This is a genomic window from Trueperella bialowiezensis (assembly GCF_900637955.1).
GTDB classification, from domain to species: Bacteria; Actinomycetota; Actinomycetes; order Actinomycetales; family Actinomycetaceae; genus Trueperella; species Trueperella bialowiezensis.
On sequence record NZ_LR134476.1, the window covers coordinates 1,045,892 to 1,068,514 of the forward strand.

Annotated in this window: 17 protein-coding genes; 6 read left to right on the forward strand and 11 right to left on the reverse strand. The window is 61.3% G+C overall.

Features of this window, described 5'->3' with window-relative positions; all coding sequences use genetic code 11:
• Nucleotides 1–98 precede the first annotated feature (98 nt).
• The 5 genes from EL234_RS04930 to EL234_RS04950 all read right to left on the reverse strand — a co-directional run bounded on the left by EL234_RS04930 (nucleotide 99) and on the right by EL234_RS04950 (nucleotide 5,860).
• Nucleotides 99–911: a DUF4261 domain-containing protein gene (locus EL234_RS04930; protein ID WP_126416421.1), complete on the reverse strand. Its 813-nt coding sequence runs from the start codon at nucleotides 909–911 to the stop codon at nucleotides 99–101.
• A gap of 209 nt (nucleotides 912–1,120) precedes the next feature.
• Nucleotides 1,121–2,389 (reverse strand): ATP-binding protein, encoded by a 1,269-nt coding sequence (locus tag EL234_RS04935; RefSeq protein WP_126416422.1) that lies wholly within the window; start codon nucleotides 2,387–2,389, stop codon nucleotides 1,121–1,123.
• Nucleotides 2,390–3,137: 748 nt separating this feature from the next.
• Complete coding sequence (locus tag EL234_RS04940) at nucleotides 3,138–3,674, reverse strand: DUF4825 domain-containing protein (protein ID WP_126416423.1); 537 nt, start codon at nucleotides 3,672–3,674, stop codon at nucleotides 3,138–3,140.
• Nucleotides 3,675–3,821: 147 nt separating this feature from the next.
• Nucleotides 3,822–4,472, reverse strand: coding sequence for a CYTH domain-containing protein (locus EL234_RS04945; RefSeq protein WP_126416424.1), 651 nt, complete (start codon nucleotides 4,470–4,472; stop codon nucleotides 3,822–3,824).
• A gap of 32 nt (nucleotides 4,473–4,504) precedes the next feature.
• Entirely contained in the window at nucleotides 4,505–5,860 is a 1,356-nt protein-coding gene (locus EL234_RS04950) for a prolipoprotein diacylglyceryl transferase (RefSeq protein ID WP_126416425.1), read from the reverse strand.
• Nucleotides 5,861–5,951: 91 nt separating this feature from the next.
• Here EL234_RS04950 and ilvA point away from each other — a divergent pair, with 91 nt between their 5' ends.
• The 6 genes from ilvA (at nucleotide 5,952) to EL234_RS09330 (ending at nucleotide 11,263) form a co-directional block, all read left to right on the forward strand.
• Nucleotides 5,952–7,202, forward strand: coding sequence for a threonine ammonia-lyase IlvA (ilvA, locus tag EL234_RS04955; RefSeq protein WP_126416426.1), 1,251 nt, complete (start codon nucleotides 5,952–5,954; stop codon nucleotides 7,200–7,202).
• A gap of 110 nt (nucleotides 7,203–7,312) precedes the next feature.
• Nucleotides 7,313–8,155: a DsbA family protein gene (locus EL234_RS04960; RefSeq protein ID WP_126416427.1), complete on the forward strand. Its 843-nt coding sequence runs from the start codon at nucleotides 7,313–7,315 to the stop codon at nucleotides 8,153–8,155.
• Nucleotides 8,156–8,205: 50 nt separating this feature from the next.
• Nucleotides 8,206–8,775, forward strand: coding sequence for a 1-acyl-sn-glycerol-3-phosphate acyltransferase (locus tag EL234_RS04965; RefSeq protein ID WP_126416428.1), 570 nt, complete (start codon nucleotides 8,206–8,208; stop codon nucleotides 8,773–8,775).
• Between the two features lie 176 nt (nucleotides 8,776–8,951).
• Nucleotides 8,952–9,794, forward strand: a complete 843-nt coding sequence (locus EL234_RS04970) for an aldo/keto reductase (protein WP_126416429.1) — start codon at nucleotides 8,952–8,954, stop codon at nucleotides 9,792–9,794.
• Between the two features lie 147 nt (nucleotides 9,795–9,941).
• Nucleotides 9,942–10,859, forward strand: a complete 918-nt coding sequence (gene thiD / locus EL234_RS04975; protein WP_126416430.1) for a bifunctional hydroxymethylpyrimidine kinase/phosphomethylpyrimidine kinase — start codon at nucleotides 9,942–9,944, stop codon at nucleotides 10,857–10,859.
• Between the two features lie 227 nt (nucleotides 10,860–11,086).
• Nucleotides 11,087–11,263 carry a hypothetical protein gene (locus EL234_RS09330; protein WP_164712368.1) on the forward strand — a complete coding sequence of 59 codons (177 nt, stop codon included), beginning with the start codon at nucleotides 11,087–11,089 and terminating at the stop codon, nucleotides 11,261–11,263.
• A gap of 268 nt (nucleotides 11,264–11,531) precedes the next feature.
• On the opposite strand, the gene EL234_RS09335 is transcribed toward EL234_RS09330, so the two are convergent.
• From EL234_RS09335 to EL234_RS05020, 6 genes are read right to left on the reverse strand one after another with little or no spacing between them, the layout of a single operon-like run.
• Nucleotides 11,532–16,457, reverse strand: a complete 4,926-nt coding sequence (locus EL234_RS09335) for a choice-of-anchor M domain-containing protein (protein WP_164712370.1) — start codon at nucleotides 16,455–16,457, stop codon at nucleotides 11,532–11,534.
• Complete coding sequence (locus EL234_RS05000; protein WP_126416431.1) at nucleotides 16,454–17,329, reverse strand: anchored repeat-type ABC transporter permease subunit; 876 nt, start codon at nucleotides 17,327–17,329, stop codon at nucleotides 16,454–16,456. The genes EL234_RS09335 and EL234_RS05000 overlap by 4 nt, the downstream gene beginning before the upstream one ends.
• Nucleotides 17,326–18,045 carry a metal ABC transporter ATP-binding protein gene (locus EL234_RS05005; protein WP_126416432.1) on the reverse strand — a complete coding sequence of 240 codons (720 nt, stop codon included), beginning with the start codon at nucleotides 18,043–18,045 and terminating at the stop codon, nucleotides 17,326–17,328. The genes EL234_RS05000 and EL234_RS05005 overlap by 4 nt, the downstream gene beginning before the upstream one ends.
• Nucleotides 18,042–19,013, reverse strand: a complete 972-nt coding sequence (locus EL234_RS05010) for a choice-of-anchor M domain-containing protein (protein ID WP_126416433.1) — start codon at nucleotides 19,011–19,013, stop codon at nucleotides 18,042–18,044. The genes EL234_RS05005 and EL234_RS05010 overlap by 4 nt, the downstream gene beginning before the upstream one ends.
• Entirely contained in the window at nucleotides 19,010–20,653 is a 1,644-nt protein-coding gene (locus EL234_RS05015; protein WP_126417251.1) for an anchored repeat ABC transporter, substrate-binding protein, read from the reverse strand. The genes EL234_RS05010 and EL234_RS05015 overlap by 4 nt, the downstream gene beginning before the upstream one ends.
• A gap of 6 nt (nucleotides 20,654–20,659) precedes the next feature.
• Nucleotides 20,660–22,483: a choice-of-anchor M domain-containing protein gene (locus EL234_RS05020; protein WP_126416434.1), complete on the reverse strand. Its 1,824-nt coding sequence runs from the start codon at nucleotides 22,481–22,483 to the stop codon at nucleotides 20,660–20,662.
• Between the last annotated feature and the right edge of the window lie 140 nt (nucleotides 22,484–22,623).

Below are 22,623 nucleotides of genomic sequence, written 5' to 3' on the forward strand. Positions count from 1 at the left end.
GTCATTTTTTCTTGCACCACTATATCTAGTGGTGGCGGCTGGCACAAAGCGGAGGGCTGTGACGCTCGCACATTGTGGAAACTTGCCCTCTCTTTCACTCAGTAGTCGAGGCGGATCACCGTAGCGCCGTCGGCCGACGAAATCTCCTGCGACATCGCGAGCGCCTCCCCATCCGCGTATCCCAGGCTCTGCCCGGGCAGCAGGAACGTATCACCCGTGACGATATAGTTCGCCACGTTCATCAGCAGGTTGTACACGTCTTCGTCCGACCTCGTGGATTCGCGAATCTGCAGGTCAAGGTGGCCAAACGTGGGTAGGCCGAGCGTTCGCCCGTTCGTGAGGTCGTGTTTGTGGACGCGCACGTTTATCCACAGCGGCAGCGGCGCCTGGCCGTGGCGCAACATGTCCGACAGCTGCGTCACCATGGTTGGCGGCATGAGCACGCCCAGCTCGTCGCGATACACGCCGATCGCCGCGGGTTCGCGCATGAGCGCGTCCATGACTTCGGTGTAGACCACGTGTGCGGAGACCATTCGATGACGACGCCGCAGCTCACGTACCGGATTGTTCGCACTTTCACCTGCGATGCGGCCTTCGTCGGCCTGGTCCTCTGGCGCGAAGAAGCTGGCTGCCACGTGGAAACGGTGCAGGGGCAGCTGGCCTTTTTCCAGGGTGAGCCCGTGGTTGACCGGTGTGAGGAGCACGTGGACGCCGTCGATCTCGAAGTGCAGGATGCGCGAGTTGGGGTCGGCCGAGTCGGCCTGCTCCCAGACCGGATCGATGGTCTCACCCCATAGCGCGGCGAGTTGGCCGATCGTCTCGTCAAGGTTGACGGGTGCGCGCATGATGGCCGCTGCCGAAAACATGGCGGGCGCTTCCGGGTGGATGGCCGAGATTCCGAGTTCCTGCATGTGGCAAGTCTACCCGGGCGCGCCGCGCTGGACCTCCGCGCGTTCCGCTGAACCTCCGCGCGTTCCGGGGGTACATGTTTGCTTCGCGGGGTAGACAAATCGCCGGATTTGGTACCCCCGGAACGAAACAGGTACCCCCGGAACAAAAACTCGAATACCCTCACTCATGAGCTCCACCGCGCAGGAGCGTTATCTAGGGCCCAAGAAATCTAAGGCCCAAGCACCGTCAACGGAACAACGAGCACGCCGTCGTCACGCCGGTAGGTGATCCCGGTAGACGTCATGACGATCATGGCCACAGGCGGGCGCTCAATCTTTGCGCACACGCGCCGCAGGTTCTGCGCAGCCGCCTCGATGACGTCCGAGTTCGGATCACTCATGGCGAGCTTTACTTCAATAGCAAGCCACTGGCCGGATTCACCTTCGACTATCACATCGATTTCGTCGCGCCCTTTGGCGTCGCGAAGATGGAATACGCCGCGGGCGCTGTTTGCCTGCGCGTATACCCGCAGGTCGTGCACGACTTGTGATTCGAAGAGGAAACCAAGAGTTTCAAGCTCGCCCATAAGCCGGTCCGAGGTTGCGTTGAGAAGGGCTGCGGCCAGCGAAGGGTCTGCCAAATGTCTTTTCGGCATTTGCACGAGAGGCTGGCGAGAGCGCAGCTTAGGCGCCCATGCGTGCTGCTCTTCCACAAGAAACATGCGTTCTGCGAAGTCATGGAGTTGCGGCACGGCCGCCTCGCCAACCGGGCCGATCGCCTCCTCTCGCATCCGCCGCACAATGGCCGCGTTGGTTACGGGTTGCGCAGTCAGAGCAGCAACCGCGGTGAGATAAGCGAGGATTCTGCGTGGATCGCGCCTTGCTCCGGCAACAGCTGGAAAATCGTGTTCAGCGATGTCTTCAATGTATGAATGAGCCATGGCTTGTGCCGGCTGTTCGTCGGCGGTAATCCAACCTGGCCATCCACCGCTGACGATCCGACTAACAAGATCGGGGAAACTGATGTCGCTACTTTCGAGGGGTGGAATGTCACCTTGCAATAGCGATGCAAGGGAGACCGCGCCCGTCGAATGCCCGCTTTCACTCAGAGTCATGGTTCGCATGCGAACGCGGCGAAAGCGGCCCGCGCCGGAGTGCCGGCTTGGATCGTCGTCTGGACTAGCTGATCCAGCAAGGATGAACTGCCCAGGCTCGCGCCTATCGTCAACGGCGTGGCGTACCGCATTCCACAAGCCGGGCGCGACTTGCCACTCGTCGAGGAGCCGCGGGGTTTTCCCGGCAAGCGCAACCTCGGGCTGGGTACGGGCGAGCATTGCCACCGGGTCTTGAGAGTCAAGGCGCAGTTCGGAGGCCGCGATCTGGCGAGCGGACTCAGTTTTCCCGCAGGCTCGCGCTCCACGAACGACGACGGCACCGGCGGTTTCAGCAGCTCGCCGCAGTTCGGCGTCGACAATTCTGGGGATGTAATGCTTGCTCACAACCCAAGCCTAACGGATTACTCCACCCCAAGCTAACGGATTAATCCACTACTCACTAACGGATTAATCCGTTAGGTGCGCCAAGGTTAACCGACCTGTTCTCTCATCCGCGCATTCCGGGGGTACATGTTTGCTTCGCGGGGTAGACAAATCGCCGGATTTGGTACCCCCGGAACGAAACAAGTACCCCGGGAACAGTGTGCACGTGCGGGCTGCACCGAACCCCGCGAAGGAAAAGTTCGCACCGGGCGCCAAAGATACCCAATACGCCCGATAAATCCACTCCCGCGAGGCGCATGCAAGCCGATTACCGGAAACTTTTCACGCTATAGCCGGCGATCTTGGCATATACGAAGATAACCCGCCTGAGCGCGAAAAGTTTCCGGCCAACCGACCCACAGCAAAAGGAACTGGCTGGTACGAGAGGACAGCAAACACCTCGTACCAGCCAGTTAAGGCAGGGGAATTGATTGAAAACCGCTCACCTCAGTTGTCAATCTGGAAGGACCCTGCCAGCGCCGCTCAGATCACTGACCTGGCGCGCAAGCTGGTACTTATCCTACCCAATCGCGCGCGGGTGTCAACACGGATTCTGGGTTTGATCAAAAGTTCAAGAGAATTATTCTCACTGGTCAAACGGTCATTTTCGCTGGCACACCAGCCGCCAGCAAAGCCGCACACCACCCGCGAGCAACACCACGCGCGACCCGCCCGCAAAGCCACACATCAGCCTGTCTGAATCCGCACGTCAAGAGACTAAGGAGTCGGATTCGATCGGTACCAATGTGCGTACGCGCCGCCAGTCGTCTGGGGAGTCGAGCAGCCCGCTGAGTGGTGCGTTGAACCTGTCTTCCACGTCGTTTCGACTCACACTGTATTCGTAGTCGGGACTCTCGTAAGTCACGGACGTCGCATTGTCTACTGAGGCCATGAACGCGATTGCGGAATATAGTGCGTCGTCACGCTCGGCGAACTGGTCGATGTTGGGAGCGTCCAAGAGAGTCACGACCACATCTGTTTCGTGAATCTCCACCCGTTCGATTCGTTCGCCGAGCGGCAACGAGTAGAGCAGTTCTACCGTGTTGACGCTGTCGCCTACATAGGCGGATTCGTAGGCGCTTATGCCGGCGATGTCGTGGTTTCGGTAGGTGATCTGCTCTGCTGCCTCGCTATCGTTTTCTGGCTCAGCTACCGCCATTGTCATTCCTACGAGCACGATGAGCGCAAGGCCCAGTGCGATGAGGATTTGCGGCGCAACAGCGTGTGCCTTCTGCGAGGTAACCATGCGGTTATTATCCCTTGCGTTTTTTCGGGCGCCGTCCGCCTGCAGGTGGAAGCCTCGCCCGGTTTGTCCTGGGTTCGCGGCTTTCCGGCTTTTGGCCCGGCCATGCTCACAGCCCGGCCATGCTCACGGCCCGGTTGTTAGCCGCGGCTAGTCCGTGCCGCGCAGGTCCATGAAGAACGGGCCGCGTTGGGCGAGCTCGTTCATGTAAAGCACGTCCCAGTGTTGCCAGGGTTGTTTTGAGAGTGAGTCGTTGGTGAAGCGCGGGTCGGCGGTCACTTCGGTCACGCAAAAGTTGGGGATCGCAAGGTCCACAACCGGCCCGAGTCGTTCGATCTCGGCAACGATGAGCCCCGCATTTTGCCCTGCGAAAACGTCGAATTCCCAGCCGTCTTCGTTGAACCACAGCGAGTGCCTGGTCTTCGCGATCACCCGCGGCGCGCGCTGCACGATCTGTACCGCCACGTCCGCGTCGAGTTCGGTTTCCATTTCGTAGCGTTCACCGTTGACCGACGGCGATTTCACTGCGATTGTAGCGACGACGCCGTCGCCCGCCTCCTTCATAAGCTCGGCGAGCAGGCGGCGTTCGTAGGCCCCCAGTTCGTCGAGCGCGGGATCGAATCTCCCGGTTGGGAGTTCAACGCCGCGGAACTGTAAGCGCACCCGGATCGCATAGCCGGCCTCTGCGAACACGTAAGCCTGGATGATCGCTTGTGGGGCGCCGTGTTCGACCACGCCCTCGGGCAGTTCGCGCACTAAGAACTTGCGTTCAAACTCGAAGGAGAAGTCGGTGAGTTCCATGCGTGCCTTTCCTTTTCTGCCCTGCGTGGGCGTTATCCCACGGGCTCCAAGTAGTGCAGGGCGGCGCCGTCCCATTCGAAGAACATGTCGAAGCTGTGGCCCGATCCGACGAGGAAAGCGCTCTGCTCAGCAGGCGAACCGTCCACGGTCAGCACCTCACCGACGGCCGCGTTCACCAATTGCTTGCCGACCAGCACGAACGGTGCACCCCGCTCGATCGGCACAACCTCAGCGCCTTCGCTCGCTTGCGGTAGATCCGTGACCCACGTTCCATCATGCAATATTGCCGGGATCCGCTCGGCAGGCGCGTCACCTGCAGGCTCACCATCCGGCTCAGCATTCTCTTCGCCCGCAGCCTCGCCCGTAGCTTCACCGTCGCCCGTAGCTTCGCCGCCGTCAGCAGCCTCGCCCGCCGTTTCGCCGTCAGCAGTCTCGCCACCCGACTCGCCAACCTTGTCCGCGAGCGCCTCTGCCAGTTCGCTCGCGGTCACGTCCGCGTCGAACGCTACGGGCTGATAGGTGAGGGCGGCAGCACCGGCGTCGACGTCGTGCACTTTGAGTGTGCCACCGCGGGGGTCGTATTCGGCCACGGTGTGCTTGCCGGAGTCGGCGGCGATGCACACGATCCCGTCGCTGACCGTCCAGCATTCTTCGCCGGAGACCACGCTGAGTTCTGGGAAGGTGACGAATGCGTTGCCGGCGCGTGATCTGAGGTTGGTGTTGACGATGTTGTGGCCGATGGTCAGCTCGTCGCTGGACGAGTCGAACATGAAGAGTCGTTCGTCGTTGATGGCTTCTCCGGCGTCGTTGATGATCGCGGTGAGGATGGAGTCGCGGCTGAGTTTGGCGATGCCGCCGCCGGTGTCGTAGGCGCCGACGAGCGCGGGGACGTCCGGGTCGAGTACGTGTGCGCGGGTCCAGCGTGTCTGTTCGGCGCCGGTGCGCGCGTTTAATACCACGAGGTCGTCTGGTTTGGCGCCGACTTGCACGTAGACTCGCCCGCTCGCCGCGTCGATCGCGCCAACCAGCCCGCCGTCGGCTACGTCGTATGTCCACGCGGGCGCGGTGCGTCCGCTGCTCGTGATGTTGAATGCTTCGAGGGTCGTGCCGGCGTGCCCTTGCACGACGGCAATCGCGGTTCTGGATTGACGGTCAAAGACGACGGCGGTCGGTTCGGCCGACGGTTCGATTGCCCAGCCGCGTTCGGCGCCGGTCTCATACGGGTTGCGTGCTGGGGCGGGCGTGGGCGTTGCGGGTGCTTCACTCGCGGTGGCGCGCGGGCTTGGCGTCATCGGGGTCGCCGGAGCTGCCGGCTCTGTAATCGAGCTCGAGCATCCTGCCAACACCACGCTCACCGCTGCAGCTGCCAGCGCCGCCTGCTTCCTCATACGCGTCCTTTCGCTGTTATTCTCCCACGATACAGGCGCGGCGCCGGTGACGGAATTTGTTTTCGCTTCCATCCGCGGCGAAAATAGAATCATGACACATCACGCCCCTACTGGAACCGACGTCGTCGTTGCTGCTCAAACGCTTGGCAACACGGTACGTACTACGCCCCTCGAGAACTCGCCACGGCTGTCTGCCAAATACGGCAGGCCCGTGTTGCTTAAGCGCGAGGACATTCAGGTGGGCAGGTCGTATAAGGTGCGCGGGGCCTACAATTTTATTTCCACGATGGACCCGGCCGACGCGGCGAACGGAGTGGTGTGTGCATCGGCGGGTAATCATGCGCAGGGCGTGGCGTTCGCGTGTAATGAGAAGCAGATTCACGGAACGATTTTTATTCCGTCGACGACGCCGCGCCAAAAGCGCGCCCGCATCGCCGATATTGGCGGGGAGTGGGTGACCTTGCGGGTGCAGGGGCTGACGTTCGACGAGTGTTCGGTTGCCGCCGTCGCATACGCGGACGAGCACGACGCCGTCTACGTTCACCCGTTCGACGACGCGCGCACGATCGCCGGCCAGGGCACCGTGGTTAAGGAGCTGTTCGAGCAGGCGCCGGAGCGGCCGGGCAGCGTGATCGTGCCGATTGGCGGTGGCGGATTGGCGGCGGGCACGCTCGCTTGGGTCAAGCAATTCCACCCGGACGTGAAGGTGATTGGCGTGGAGCCTGCGGGGGCGGCGTCGATGAAAGCAGCCCTCGAAGCGGGTAGCCCGCAGACGCTCGAGGAGATCGACACGTTTGCCGATGGCACCGCTGTCGCCCGTGCCGGCGACATCCCGTTCCAGGTGATTCGCGAGCTGATTGACGACCTCGTCGTCGTACCCGAAGGCGCGATCTGCACTGAAATGCTCGAACTGTACCAGGTGGAGGGCATTATTACGGAGCCGTCGGGGGCGCTGGCGAGCGCGGCGCTCGACTATATTGACGAGCTGCCGCCCGGGCCGGTGGCCTGTATCGTCACCGGCGGTAACAACGACGTGTCGCGCTACGACGACATCGTCGAACGCTCCATGGTCCACGAAGGGCTGCGCCACTATTTCCTCGTGACGTTCCCGCAAAAGCCGGGCGCGCTTCGCGGTTTCCTCGACGAGGTTCTTGCCGACGGCGAGGACATCATCCAGTTCGAGTACACGAAGAAGAACAACCGAGAGACCGGGCCCGCGCTCGTGGGCATTGAGATCGACGACGCCGGCCAGCTCGGCGCCCTGCTCGAGCGGATGAAGACCTCCGAGCTGGAGATCGAAAAGCTGGAACCCAATTCGGCCGCTTTCGGTTTCGTGCTCTAGCTGGTCTCGTGGTCTAGGTGGTCTCGTGGTCTAGGCGCGCCGAAAAGTAATAGTATGGACGGCGAGTGCGCCGAAAACCCGTGCGTGCCACGAGAACCCGGAAGGATCACATGTCGAAGAAACTCAATACTGCCGAACCGCCGAAAGAGCGGAAGATGAGCAGGAATAGCGTTATCGCGGTGGCCGTCACGGGTGTGGTGATCCTCGTGGTGGTGATCGGGGCGATTTTCTTTAGTTTGGGGAAGAAGTCTGCGGGTTCAGCAGATAATCCGACGCCGGAGGTCACGCAGTCTGAGAGCGCCGATCCGGGCACGGCACCCGGAGGCGGTGACGCGCCTAGTGAGCCGGACGGGCCGCGCGAACTTGGCCCTGTGAGCCCCGAGTTAAAAGAGGTTGTGGAAAGCCAGTGGCGTCTGGACGAGGCCGATCAGCTCGCCGTCGGGAATCTGGATGCCAAGCTCGTGGTACAGACCTATTTCGATTTCCGTTGTGGGTACTGTGCGCAGGCGGCGGTCGAGCTCGAGCCGCAGCTTAAACCGCTTGTGGATGATGGGACGATCCGGATCGAATACCATAATCTTCCCGTGCTTGGCGAAGAGTCGATGCTGGCCGCGCAGGCTTCGCTTGCTGCGGCGAACCAGGGCAAGTTTGCCGACTTCCACCACTACGTGTTCCAACGTCACCACGAGCAGAACCCGGTGGAGTTCACGGAAGCTGGGCTTGCCGACGTCGCACGAGAGATCGGCGTGGCGGACATCGACAAGTTTACGGCCGACATGACGTCCGCAGAGATCGTGGCGAAAGTGCAGGAAGATTACGTGCGCGGCACCCAGCAACTTGGGATCACCGGCACGCCGGCGTTCATCATCGGATATTCCTACGTGCCGGGGTACATTCCATTCGAGACGTTCACCCAGGTGGTCGACGCCGAGCTGGCCCGGCCAGCGGCGTAACGGCAGCGGTGGTGGCGCACTGGCAGTCAGCACAGCACGCGAGGTCAACCATGAAAATTAAACGTTTTATTTCACGCACGTATCAGCGCTTTTCGAAGTGGACGTTCGAGCCCGGCCCGTTGCCCGATAAGGGCATTATTATAGGTGCTTTCCACACATCGTATTGGGACGGTTTCTTCATGGTCATGGCACTGTGGGATCTGGGGATTCCGTTCAAGTTCCTCGTCAAAGACTCGCTCGGCAAGGGCCCGCTTGGCCCGATCATTCGCTGGCTGGGCGGGATTTCCGTGGATCGCCCGCGTAACACGGGCATGGTTGAGGGGATCGTCAGCCAGATGGCCGACCTCGACCAGGTTCAGCTCGTGATCGCTCCCGAAGGGACGCGCAAGAAGAAGGACTACTGGAAGTCGGGCTTTTGGCATATTGCCAACCAGTCTGGGCTGCCAGTGACGCTCGCCTACATTGATTCGAATCGGATGGTTTACGGCTGGCGCGAATCGATTCATGTGTCGGGCGACATGGCTGCTGACATGGAGAAGATCCGCGAAGTGTACAAGGACGCCGCCGGATTTAATCCGGAGAATGGTACGCCTCCGCGGTTGCGCGGCGAAGACGCCTGAGGCCGCCGCGGCTTGGCTCTTGGCTAGGCCGGTGGCGTGGGCCGGTAACCCGTCGCTCGCACGCCTAGGCCGGTAACCCGCCGCCCGCACTCCCGGGCCGGTGACCCGCCGCCCGCACGCCTAGGCCGGTAACGAAACCACTATCGGCGCCGCCCAATGCGTGCGATACTTGCGCTATGAGTAACGGGCGTGTGATTGAACTTAACTCTGGCCACCGGATTCCGCAGCTCGGGTTCGGCACCTACAAAGTGGCGGATGCGGATGCTCAGCAGGTGGTGCTGTCCGCTTTCGATGCCGGCTACCGGCACGTGGACACGGCGCAAATGTATGGCAACGAGCGCGGCGTGGGCGAGGCACTGGCCGCAATGAGCCTTGACCGTGGCGATGTGTTCGTGACGACGAAGCTCAACACTCCCAACCACGAGCCAGCAGACGTGCGGCGCACGTTCGCCCAGTCCCTACGAGACCTTCGCACCGACTACGTAGACCTGTTCCTTATCCACTGGCCGATGCCAATGTTTTACGACGGCGACTTCGTCACCACTTACCGCGTGATGGAAGAGTTCGTGCACGCGGGAACGGCGAAGTCGATTGGGGTGTCGAATTTCGAGACCTATCACCTGGATAAACTCATGGCCGGCACGAGCATCCCGCCTGCCGTGAACCAGATCGAGTTACACCCGTATTTCCAGAATCGCGAAGTGGCGAACTACTGCATGGAGCGCGGGATCGCCGTCGAATCGTGGAGTCCGCTCGGGCGTGGCGGTGTGCTTGCCGATCCGGTGATCGGCGAGATCGCTCAGGAAACCGATGCGACTCCGGCGCAGGTTATTCTCGCGTGGCATCTGGCGAAGGGCTACATTGCGATCCCGAAGTCTTCGCACGCGGATCGGCAGCGGGAGAACTTCGCAGCGGCGGACGTCTCGTTGACGCCCGAGCAGATCGCACGCATCGACGACCTCGATCGCGGGGAAGAAGGCCGCACCGGGCGGCACCCAGACGTGTTCGACCGGATGTGACGACGTCGTCGTACCTGCCCGTCTTGCGTGAAAGCGGGAGGCGACGCGCGGGGCGGATACGTCTCGGCTAAACGGCCACTACTGCGAATTGCGCCGGTGGGGAGTATGATGACGGCCAGTAGTGACGGTCATGTGAAAGGCAGTGAAATGGTCACGTACGCATATACAATCGCAGGTTCGGAGGCGACCGGCGGTGCAGGGTTCCAAGTCGACCTGAAAACGTTCCACCAGCTTGGCACCTACGGGTTGGGAACGCTGACCTGTATCGTGTCCTTCGACCCGAACGACAACTGGAACCATCGTTTCGTGCCCGTACCGCCGGAGGTTATCGCCGCACAGATGGAAGCGGCCACCGGGCATGCGACACTCGACACCGTCAAGATTGGAATGCTGGGCACGCCGGCCACGATCGACGTCGTCGCTGAAGGTCTGAAGAAGCAGCCGTGGAAGAACATCGTGGTTGACCCCGTGCTGATCTGCAAGGGCCAAGAACCCGGGCAGGCGCTCGACACGGATAATGCGCTGCGGGAAAAGATCCTGCCGCTTGCCACGGTAACCACGCCGAATTATTTTGAGGCGCTCACGCTGAGCGGCATGGACGCGCTGGAGACCGTGGAGGATTTGGCGCTGGCCGCGCAACGGATTTCTGAGCTCGGGCCGAAGTATGTGATCGTCAAGGGTGGAATGGATTTCCCGGGCGACGACGCCGTCGACGTCCTATGGGATGGCGAAAAGGCCGTGTCGTTCACCGTGCCGAAGATCGGGACCACGAAGGTGTCTGGTGCAGGATGCACGCTCGCCGCCGCGATCACCGCCGAGCTGGCAAAGGGTTCGGACATCCACAAGGCCGTGCGCGTGGCAAAGGACCTGGTCACTCAGGGTATCGACGCGCAGGTTAGTGCCAACACGCCGTTCAACACCGTATGGCAGGGCGCCTTCAAGCCGATGGAAGACTACAATTTCCCAGCTCAGGTGGACTACTCCGACCTCGAGATGACCGGCGGCGGCTCAGCAGACGGCGATGGCTGCAGCGACGGCCAGTGCGGCTGCGCCTCTCAGGACTAAGTCTCCGCCCGCTTTCCGGGTGCGGTTCAGCCGTTCCCCGGGAGCAGTACATCGCTTCCCGGGGTACATGTTCGCTTCCCGGGGTAGACAAAACGCCGGATTTGGTACCCCGGGAACGAAACCGATACCCCCGGAACCCATTGAGCTGGTTTTCGCTCACACTATCGAGGGCGTGTTAATCTTTCTCGCTAATTGGCTCACCGAGGGATTCAAGAAGGAGGTTGAGAATGGATTACATCGCAAGTAACGGAAAACCCTTTACCGACGAAGATATTCAGCGTTGGGGAGCTGAAATTGAGGCTGGTTTTCCGAACACAGAACTTGATCCGGTTGAGGGGCGCCCTTGGGAAACCGATGTCGAACCCATGCAGCCGAAAACGATTCGCGCGCTTTCCGGAGAGTAGTACATCGCTTCCCGGGGTACACGTTCGCTTCCCGGGGTAGACAAAACGCCGGATTTGGTACCCCGGGAACGAAACAGGTACCCCCGGAACCCGTGCAGTGAACCCCGGAATGGATGACATGGCCGGGTCACGGAATTTCCGTGACCCGGCCATCTCGGCTTCTCCGGCTGGGCTCCGGCTTCTCGGGCTCAGCTCCCGCCTTTGTGGCTCAGTTCCAGCCCATAAGGATCAGCACCACATCAGCAGGATCTGCACCGGAGTAGCTGGCTCAGTGTCCGAAGCGTAGCGTCCAGGCACCCACGCCGCCGGCACCCAAGATGCCTAGGGCAAGGACCACCCAGTGCCAGATCGGCGTACCACTCTTGCCATCATCAGCTGCAGCAACAGCAGGCGCAGCAAGAGCATTCACCGAATCTCCCGGAGCCGACAGCGGTGTTACCGCGTCTTGAAGATGCGGGTTCTCATCCAACTCGTCGGCATCCTCCAGTGATTCCTCTCCAGCTTCCTCCGGATTCTCGTCGCCCTCAGCAGTAGCATCCCCGCCGGCCGGTGGAACGCTAGCTGGCAAGATCGCACCGGATCCACCACCGCCACCTGGAAGGACTACTCCTCCGGAGCCTCCTCCCAACGCGGCAAGCTCGCCTGCTGTTAGTGCCGTCTGGTTGACGCCGTTCTGCCTATTGTCGGAGCCTCCGCCGCCACCTTGGCCACCGCCGCCGCCTTGGCCGCCACCTTGGCCGCCACCTTGGCCGTCACCTTGGCCTCCCTCACCGACACCGTTTTGATCGGTGTTCCCTTGACCATTGGGCTTCTGCTGTGTATCGACCTTTTCTTCCGGCTTCTGGGTGTTCTTGTTCGACCCACCATTCGTTACCTGAGTATTGGTCGTACCGCCCTGGTCGCCAGACTTGCCCCGGACTTCCCTGTTGAGCTTGTCAACGAGGTCGTCTATGGAGAGCTTCTCGCCCAGGTCAGCAGTCGTATCAGTGTCAGGCTTCTTGTCGCCAGATTGGTCGTCTGACTTCTTGTCGTCATCCTGCTTCTCGCCGAGTTCTTCACCCTGCTGGTCACCAGGCTTCTTGTCACCTTGGCCATCGCCCGACTGGTCACCAGGTTCTTCGCTAGGTTCTTCACCTGGCTGGTCGCCCGGTTCTTCACCCGGCTCTTCGCCCGGCTGTTCACCAGGTTCCTCACTCGGTTCAGGTTCGGGCTCGGGCTCTGGTTCAGGTTCGGGAGCTGGCTCGGGCTCTGGTTCAGGTTCGGGAGCTGGCTCAGGTTCAGGAGCTGGCTCGGGCTCAGGTTCAGGAGCTGGCTCGGGCTCTGGCTCCGGTGCAGGATTCACCGCAGCCGCGATCGCCTCATCACCAACCAAGAACTTGGCACGCAGCGGATGCGTGGTCACCTTCCCGTCAGCGTGGTGCATCGTGTACACGAAGTCCATCTCGTACACGCCCGCAGCCGTGAAGAACATGTTCTGGTGATCGTGCGACCGAATCGGGTACACAATCTTCGAATCTGGATCAGCAGAATCCAACTTCGGCTCCATACCCAAGAGCCCAGTATGACCAGTCACGAAACGGCCAGGTCCCGAGTAGTTCTCAATGTGAACAGTGATGCCCTTGGCCTTGTCGATCAGCTTGTAATCGACCCGTTCGGTCGAAAAACCAACCCACGGAATCGCGTGATCTTGGACCTGCGGCAGCACCCAAATGCCCTCAGGTGCCGCCTCACGCAGAGCATCAAAGCCCCTCGCCCGGTCCGGAATCTTCGTGAAAGTCGAATCCGGAACAGCAAATGCGAACTTACCCGACTCGTGAGCCAGCGGATTACGCGGATCCACCGTGTCGTCCACGAACACGCGAACGTCATCACCCGTGTAGGCAAGCGCATGATCCATGTGACCCTTCATGACCAGGTAAATATCACCGTACTGACCATTCTCCTTCGGCAACGTGGTGTCTGCCGGCTTGTCGGGGTCAGCCGGCGCTGGAGCAGGCTCCGGAGCTGGCGCTGGCGCAGGGGCAGGCTCCGGGGCAGGAGCAGGTTCCTCGCCTGGGTCCTCACCCGGTTCTTCACCTGGCTGGTCGCCCGGTTCTTCGCCCGGTTCTTCGCCCGGCTGATCGCCTGGCTCATCGACAGCGGGCTCGCCGACGTCGTCGTTCGAATCCTTCGTCAGCTCCTCCACTTCAAAGAAGTAGCTGCGCAGGCCAGCCGTGTACGTGTTGCCGTCGACATCAGTCGCTTCCGACGCAACATCAATCACATACGTGCCCGGCTCGGTGAACACCCAGTTCACGTGCAGGTGCATGGGGCTACCCCAGTCGATCGACGATTCGCCTTGCGACGACGCGACCATATCCACCTCGCCAAACGGACTCTGCGTGAACGCCCACCACTTAGCACCTTTAGGTGCCGTGCGAGGCTTGACATCAACGCGAGCACCATTCGGGAAACGCTTCGGATCCAGATTCTCCGTAGAGAATCCCGGCCAAATAATTCCCGGCTTCGACTCTTGCGGAATGACGTACAACTCAGTGCCCTCATCGCCAAGGAAGTCGAAATGCTTCGTGCTAAACGCCTTCTTACCGCGAACGGTCTTCGGCACCTTCGCCTCGAATGTCACCGACTCCGGGAAACGGAGCACGGAACGCTTCTCATGGATACGCGTATCATCACGCACAACCATGAGCATCTGGTTGCCCTTCATCACCGGACCCATATCGACATGGCCATTATTTAGCACGACGTCGTCGTTGAGGATTTCCACATCGTCACTCGGTGCAGGAGCTGGCTCGGGTTCTGGCTCCGGCTCGGGTTCAGGTGCCGGCGCAGGAGCAGGCTCTGGCTCTGGTGCAGGCTCCGGTTCTTCACCAGGTTCTTCGCCCGGCTCTTCGCCAGGTTCTTCGCCCGGCTGGTCACCAGGCTCCTCGCTTGGCTCAGGTTCGGGAGCTGGCTCGGGCTCTGGCTCCGGTGCAGGTTCGGGAGCTGGCTCTGGCTCGGGTGCAGGAGCAGGCTCCGGCTCAGGCTCAGGCTCTGGTTCTGGCGCAGGCTTTGCTGCAGCTGCAATCGCCTCATCACCGACCAAGTACCTCGTCCGCAACGGATGCTCCGTCACATTTCCGTCGGCATGGTACATCGTGAACACAAAGTCCATCTCATACACACCCGCAGCAGTGAAGAACATGTTCTGGTGATCGTGCGCCCGAATCGGGTACACAATCTTCGAATCCGGATCAGCAGAATCCAGCTTCATCTCCAGACCCAAGAGCCCAGTATGGCCAGTAATAAAACGGCCAGGACCCGAGTAGTTCTCAATGTGAACAGTAATGCCCTTGGACTTGTCCATCAGGCTGTAATCAACCCGTTCGGTCGAGAAACCAACCCACGGAATCGCATGATCTTGGACCTGCGGCAAAATCCAAATGCCATCCGGTGCCGCCTCACGCAGCGCGTCAAAACCCCTTGCCCGCTCCGGAATCTTCGTGAAAGTCGAATCCGGAACAGCAAACGCAAACTCGCCCGACTCATGCACCAGCGGGTTACGCGGATCAGCAGTATCATCCACAAACACGCGGACGTCACCACCCTTATACGCAATCGCGTGATCCATGTGGCCCTTGTGCACGATGTAGACCGGCTTGTCATCCACCTGCTGCTCGGTATCACCAGGCGCAGGCTCGGGCTCCGGTTCCGGTGCCGGCGCAGGGGCAGGCTCCGGCTCAGGTGCCGGTGCAGGCTCCGGCGCGGGAGCAGGCGCGCTAGCGTCTGCCGGCCCGTCAGCAAAGTTTTGGTTCGTCACGAACTCGTGGCTGTCCGCCGTCGTGGTAAATACTGTGCGCCCCACGTTGCCTTGCGGGGTCGGCGATAGCTGGAAGGTAGCGGTATCTGGGTCGCAGTCTTCCACCCAGTCGCGCTCGACCACGTAGGAACGGCTTCCCGGGGCGGACATGAACTCTACGGGGCAGCTATTGATAGCCGTGTGGAGGTCGCTTTCCGGGCCGCCAACCACGTGGAACGTCAGCCTGTCATCGGCAGGAGTTGCAGTGATCCTCCAGGAGTCACCTTCGAACTTTGCCGTCACTTGCACGTCTGTGCTCGACGCCGTGAAACCGCCCGGCGCAAATTCCGGCGCCGGATTCTGCGGGGCAGGAACAGGGAACGCTCCAGCGCCCTTGACTTCCGTCACGGCCTGGTCGAACGCGTAGTTGATGCCTTCGGTCACGAACGCACCGGACGGACTTCCAGCATCCGGCACGTACACGGCCTGGAAGTTCGAGCTGCCAGCGCCGATCATGTCGTCATAAACAGCGACGCCGTCTGCCACCGGCACTTCAGCCAGGAAGAAGCCATCAATGAAGAAGGCCACCTTACCCGAATCGGCTGCGTTGCCCGTTGAGAACGTGAAGCGCGTGAGCGGCTCATTTTCCCCCGTACGCGACATGGCGAACGAGTAGTTGCCCGCCTCGCCCTTAGCCGCGGCGTCGTAAGCAGCCTTGACACTGCCCGCGTCGGCCTCAAGCGGGTTCGTACCGCCAACCTGCCACTCCACCATCGTCGGCTTCGACGTGATGAACGTGCCATCCGTCGTACGGGCCGTTGCACGGTAGGTCACCTGGTAGCGGCCAGGCTTGGAGAACGTCGTCGTCGGATGCGTGTGCGTGCCAGCAGTGACGGGCGTCGCACGGTAGCCCGAATCGTGGCTGGATAGCATGCGCTTCAGCGGCGTCCAGTCACTGATGCTAAACAGGTTCATCTCACCCGGGCCATGGAAGCGCATAATCTCCAGGCTCGTGTTCTCATCTTGGAACAGTTCCGCCGGCATGTCAGTATCCCCGGCGTAGCCGATCCACAGCGCCTTCGCGCCACCCGGAGCGTTCGCCGGCGAACCCCAGTACAGGTGCTCACCCGGCTCGCCGAGGAAGCTCATCCGCGCCTCATCCGGAACCGTGTAGTAGTAGTACGGATTCCCGTTCGAATACGCGCGGTGAAGCCAGTTCACCGTCGAATCTAGAGGAACCGACGGATTCGGACCGGCCTGCAACACCAACTGGCTGCCATCCCAAGCAACCTTCGGTGAGTCAACGTGCCCTTCAAAGCGCAACTCGCGCTCGGCAGGCGGTGCGTCAGCAGCAAACGCGCTGAGCGGCGTCGCCATGAATAACATGGTAACCAGTACCGCAAAAAGCCGTTTCATGAGGCTACCCTTTCTTTCCGGCTAGCGTTTATCGCGCCAGCAACTTGGCCCCTCTTTGGGGCGAAAATCCAAACAAAAACAAAAATGATGGTGGCAACAATGACGATCGTTGCCCCCGAGGGCACGTCCCACGCCCACGACAGCCAGATCCCCACAAACGCCGAGATCGCACCGATGAGTGGACCGATGAGCATCATTGGCACCACGCGGTCGGTGAGCATGCGCGCCGTCGCAGCAGGAGCCACGAGCAGTGCGAGCACGAGGATGTTTCCGATGCTTTGCACGGAGATCACGACGGCGGCCGCGATCACCAGGTAGAGCACCAGATCCACGAAGCCCACGGGGATCTTGTTCGCACGCGCGTAGTCGCGATCGACGCTCACCAGCACGATCTGCTTGTGCATCACGACGAGCACGGCGAGCACGACGGCGCCCACGGCGGCTGACAGTACGATGTCCGTGTTCGTCACGCCCGTCAACGATCCGAACAGTAACGACTCGAGCGAGCCCGTGTAGCCGGGCGTGCGCGAGACGATGACCAGGCCTATCGCGAAGGCTGCCACGAAGAAAATCCCAATCAGGGAGTCTTCGCGCAGCCGCCTGTTTTGCGAGAACAGTGCGATGAGCACGGCCACGATCACGCCGGCAACAGCGCCACCCAGCAGGATTGAGCCCTGCAGTGCAAACGCCACCGCGATACCCGGGAAGACCGAGTGTGCGAGCGCGTCGCCAACAAACGACAGGCCGCGCAGCACCACGTGCACTCCCACAACCCCGCAGACCACCGAGCTGAGCACGGCCACGAGCAGCGCCCGCGGCAGGAAGCTCAAGTTCGGGTTCATCAGGTCACCAAGAAAATCGACGAAGCTCATCGGCTCACCATCCCGAGCGAGCGCAGCAGCGCCGAATCTTCTTTCACCTGATAGGTCTCCATCCACAACTCCGGCTTCAGCAGTTCATCCGGTTTTCCACAGGCTCGAACCGTTTCGTTGAGCATGACGAGCTCGTCGGAAATATCCACAGCCTGCGTGAGGTCGTGGGTGGACATGAGAATCGCAACGCCGGAGCGTGCCAAACCGACAAACAGGTCCGACAGCACGTCCTGATTCGGATGATCCAAGCCAGTAAACGGCTCGTCCAGCAGCAGAATGTGCGGCTGCGGCGCGAGCGCACGGGCGATAATCACCCGCTGCTTTTGACCGCCAGACAGCTCGTTAATCGTTCGCTTGCGATAGTCGAACATGTCCACTTTGCGCAGCGCGCGGTACACGGCCTCCCAGTGATTGCCCCGACTCGGCCGCCAGCCGCGGATGAACGCCGTCGCAACAAGTTCTTCCACACTCATCGGGTATCCCCAGTCCAGCTCCTGGCGCTGGGGAACGTAGCCGATCGGCCCCGAAGCCTCAATGGTTCCGGCACTGGCGGGGATGAGCCCCATGATGGCCCTCATCAGCGTGGTTTTGCCCGCGCCGTTCGGCCCGATGAGCCCCACGAGCTCACCGGGATTCACATGCACGTTCACCCCGCTGAGGATCTGGCGTCCGGATAGCCGCACGCCGAGATCCTGCACCGCTAGCGCTGAGTTCACTGAACACCACCCGTTTCGTGGTGGGAGTCGTTTCCGACGACAGCGCGCTCGGCAGCGTCACGCTGCTTGGCGCTACGGCTGCGCATGAGCGCCACGCCCGCTACCGCGCCCACAGCAAGAACCAGCAGACCAATACCGATGTAGAGCGGCACCGACGACGACTGGTCCAGCTCCGACGGTTCGGCCACGTCAGCCACCGTCTCCGGCAGGTTTTCCGTGCTCCACTTGGCTTCAAGCGCTGCTTGCGCGTCTGCGGCGTCGCCGACGGCGAAACGCAAAATACGCGTATCTTCAACCGTGGTGCCATCAGCAAGTTTTGCTTGGGCGGTCAGCCGCATGAGGTGGATGCCCGGCTTGGTGAACACCCAGTTGGAATGCGCGTGCGAGTTAGCCTCCACGTGAATCGGTTGCGCTGCCTCCGTGGTCGAGTTCCACAGCTGCTGCGGGCCCGTAAAGTTGCCGGCCTGGACGAACACGTGCATGTCGCCGTCGCCTTCATGCCCGCCATAGACGAGGGAAACCCCGCCCTCAATTTTCTCGATCAGTTCTGGATCCTGGGTGCTCCACCCCAACCAGACCACGTTGCGGATTTCGCTTTGCGGAACCACCCACACTTCGCCGTCGGCGTTAATAAAGTCGTAGTCCGGATCGTCCTTGGGCAGCTCGAGTTTCGCGGCGTCGGACACCCGGAAGACGACGTCGTCAAGCTGACGCCACACAGGTTCGATCGCGGTGTCATCGCGCGCCATGAGGGTGAACGTGCCGTCAATAAACTTCGGGCCGAGGTCAATATGGCCCGCGGAAATCTCTACGGGATTGCCAGGCTCCACAATGTTCTCGTCAGATTCCACCACTTGCGTGAGCGCGGGATCCGCCTGCTCCGGATCGTTTTGCGTGGCAGCAGCACCGGGCACCAACCCGAACGCGGCCAGCGCGAGCGCGATAAGACCTGTGGTTAACTTTTTCATTCATTTTCTCCTTGGGATACACCGGTTCCGTCTGCCACAACGGGAATCGCGGTGTGCTGGGCCGGATCCCATGCTGGTAATCCGGCTGGATCAAGACAAGACTTCAGGGATCGCACGTTGTATTCGACCATCTGCTCGTACGTGGTCACATGCTGATCGAGCGTGTCCGAATAGATTGAACACACGTATTTACCGGTATCGTGAGCGATCGACACGAGCTCGCCCACATGTTTCATTGACGTCGGCTCTAAAAACACTCCGGCCGCTGGCGTAGACTGCAACGTTCGAGTCAAGTTGGTCAACTGCTGCACGGACGGTTCCAACGACGGGTTGGGGGCCACGAACCCAGCAATATCTAGGTCGTAGGCGCGTGCCAGGTAGCCGAACGAATCGTGTGCTGTGACGAGCGTGCGTTGACCGCGCGGGATCGAGCCGAGCACCATGCCCGCCCACGAATCGAGCGTCCGCAGGCGCTCAATATACGTATCGGCGTTTGCCGCATACGCGTTGGCGTTCGCCGGGTCCACCTTCGCCATCTCGTCCGCAATAACCTCCACGTAAGCGATCGCGTTGCCGACGTCGTGCCACAGGTGCGGATCAACCTCACCATGCACGTGCCGGCCGAGCACGGCCTGCGCCAAGATCCACGCTTCTTCACCCGGATCACCCAGGAACTCCCAGCTGCGATCCGGCACCACCGTGGTGGTCGTGTGCGGTACAGCGATCACCACGGACTGCGGATCCAGTGTCATCTGGTCGCCTTCCGGCGTGTCACCATACAGCGTCATCCCACCGTCGAGGTGGCCGGTGATGTCGAAGTGACCAGCGTCGATCACCCTTTTGCCGAGCGCATGCGGATCGACACCCACGGCGAACGTGATCGTCGCCTGCCCCAGCTCGCGGGACTCGCCGTCGGCGTCGGCGCCCTTCGCGTTGTACGCCGCGGTCATGTCCAGCTCGTAGACGCCCGGCTGGGTGAAGCCCCACGACATGTGCGTGTGTGCGTTCGTGGGAAGTTCGACGACGTCGGCCTCGTCGAAACCGTCGTAGCTCGCCATCCACGGGGTCGGCTGCCCGAACGTGCCCGTCGTAAACGCCGAAATCTCACCGGGCCCACGCGAATCCGTGGCCGCGATTGACACCGTCGAATCCGAAGCACGCCCATCGACGCGCAAGCCCAACCACACGGTGGATAGCGCCGCGTTTTCTACGAGCGGGATCTGGTAGCCGCCAAACTGGACGGCCTGCTCGCCGAGCGCCACGTGCGGGGCGCCGTCGGGCAGATTCGCGTCGATTGTGGAGATAAGCGAGCGTTCCTCCAGCATGAGCTGGTTCGAAAACGCGATGTCAGCATGAGTGATATCGCGCAACGTGGCCATCGACGGCTCGTACGTGTGCGGATCCGCACCAGGAGGTACCAGCGTGTGAATGTGTGCCTGCGGAGCAACATTACGCACTAGGTCAGCAATGATCGGGGTGGATGCCACGATGGTGGGCGCGGAGCCGCTGGCGCTGCCTGATGCAGCGCCAGCGCCACTCGCGGCACTCGTGACCGCGGGCTTGGCAATCACCATGCCCGATAATCCGATCGTTACTGCGGTGGCCACTGCGGCCAGTACCACCTGGCGGATCCGACTCATCACGCGCTATGCCACCGTTCTCGCGTTACGCCTACGCCTACGAATCACGAGCAGGCTGCCACCGGCAACAATCAGCACGACGGCCACCGTTGCCAAGCCAGCCACCGTGGAACCGGTGTGCGACAGCGGATCGCCAGAACCAGACGAACCGGCTACCTTATGACCCTCAGCCTGCAGCTGTGCGATCTGTTCAGGAGACAGCTCGCAGTCCTCTCCAGACGGGGTCTTGCCCACGTATTCCACGATCGACTCGCCCTTAGCGTTGGTCGCTCCACCGAACCAGAAGCGACCAACCGGCTGACCCAAATTACCCGACTCGAAGACCGCGAGCGCACCCGGCCCGGTCACTCCGGTCAGCGTCCAGGTCACAGCACCAGTGGTGTTGCGTAGCAGGTCAGGATGCTGGGTATTAGCTCCCACCCACGGAACGTTCGGTTCCTGCGTGGCTTGAATCATCCACACTTCCTGACCAGGAGACGCAATGAACTCGATACCGGCCGGAGCCTTCTTCTTTGCGGCATTGCCCAGCCCGAACGTCAGGCTCGCCGGACTAACCCAGCGCGCCGGCGAGTGGCGGTCATCCTTGATGAGCATTTGGATGCCGTTCGCAGTCGCCGTCGTACCAATATCGAAATGGCCGGAGTTCGCATTACCCGAACCGCCGACGATGAAGGTCAGCGTGCCATTCGTGCTCACGGTTCTCCCGGACTTCAGCTTCGCGGTTTGCGTGAGCGAGACCTTGTACGTGCCAGGCGCGGTGAACACCCAATTCGGGTGAACGTGCGTGTTGGCCGGAACAGTGTAGGAATCGCCAACCTTCGTGGTCACGCCACCTGATGCACCCTCGCGAACCACAGGGGTGGGGATACACGGTTCGATTTCCCCGTTGTTACCGCCACCGCCGCCTTGGCCGCCACCTTGGCCGCCTCCGCCGCCTTGCTGTTGCTGTTGTTGCTGTTGTTGCTGGCGTTGCTGCTGGTTGCCCGGTGGCGGTGGGGGCGTGTTTGACTGGTTCGTTTCGTTCTGGGTGATCTCTGGCTTAACAGTGTTCGCCTTCGCCGTGTGCTCGTCGATTGCCTGCTGGCCGACAGCGAACGTGTACGTGGCCGGATCAGACACGAGCGTGCCGCGCGGAGTCTCTGATTCCGCGCGCACTCTCAGCGTGTACGTGCCCGGCTTGGTGAACAGCCAGTTGCCGTGCTGATGCGCAGGCTCGATATGCGTGTTCACGGTACCTGCGACCATCTTGTAGGCACCGTTATCCAAGATCGGTTGGATGCCGGCAAAACTCTGCTGCCACACGAAGATGTCACCCGGGCCCTCAACAGCTTCGGTGATGAAACGAGTCTTAGTCGCATCGATCTCACCGAGTTTGGTGGAATCCCATCCCGGCCACAGCAGGTTGTAATCCTGCGTTTGCGGCAGGAAGTATCCTGACGCTCCGATCTCCGGAAGCTTCGCGGTTTCGCTCTGTGACGCCGCATCCAGCACGCCGAACACGATCCGATCCGGGTTGTGATAGGTCACGTACCCGAGCGGATCGGTCACGTCTTCTTTAGACACGAGCGAGATCGTCGGCCCGTTGGGGACCGCGGTCACGGCGTCGGTGTGACCCTTGGTCAAAATGACCGTGGGCCTGTCCTGTGAATCTTCTGAGGTAGCTGCCGCTGGAAGTGCGGCAGAAAAGACCGCCGCGAACATGGCAATCAAGGCCACGAATCCGGCGAGCAGTCGATGTGCGCGGGCACCGCTCGTACTAGCGGCCGCGCCTGTGTAAGTTGCTACGGCGGTGCGAGGCCTCAGGCCCCCACCTTCTCGAATAGTTTTCATGGCATTCCTTGTGTGTAACGACAACCTCCCTACATGATAATGATTCTCATTCCATTTTTAAAGCCGGTCTCACTCCCCAACTGTGAATTGCCGCACGCCAAGCACGCCACGCCACACCCGTCTAAGCTGGGAAAGGAGTC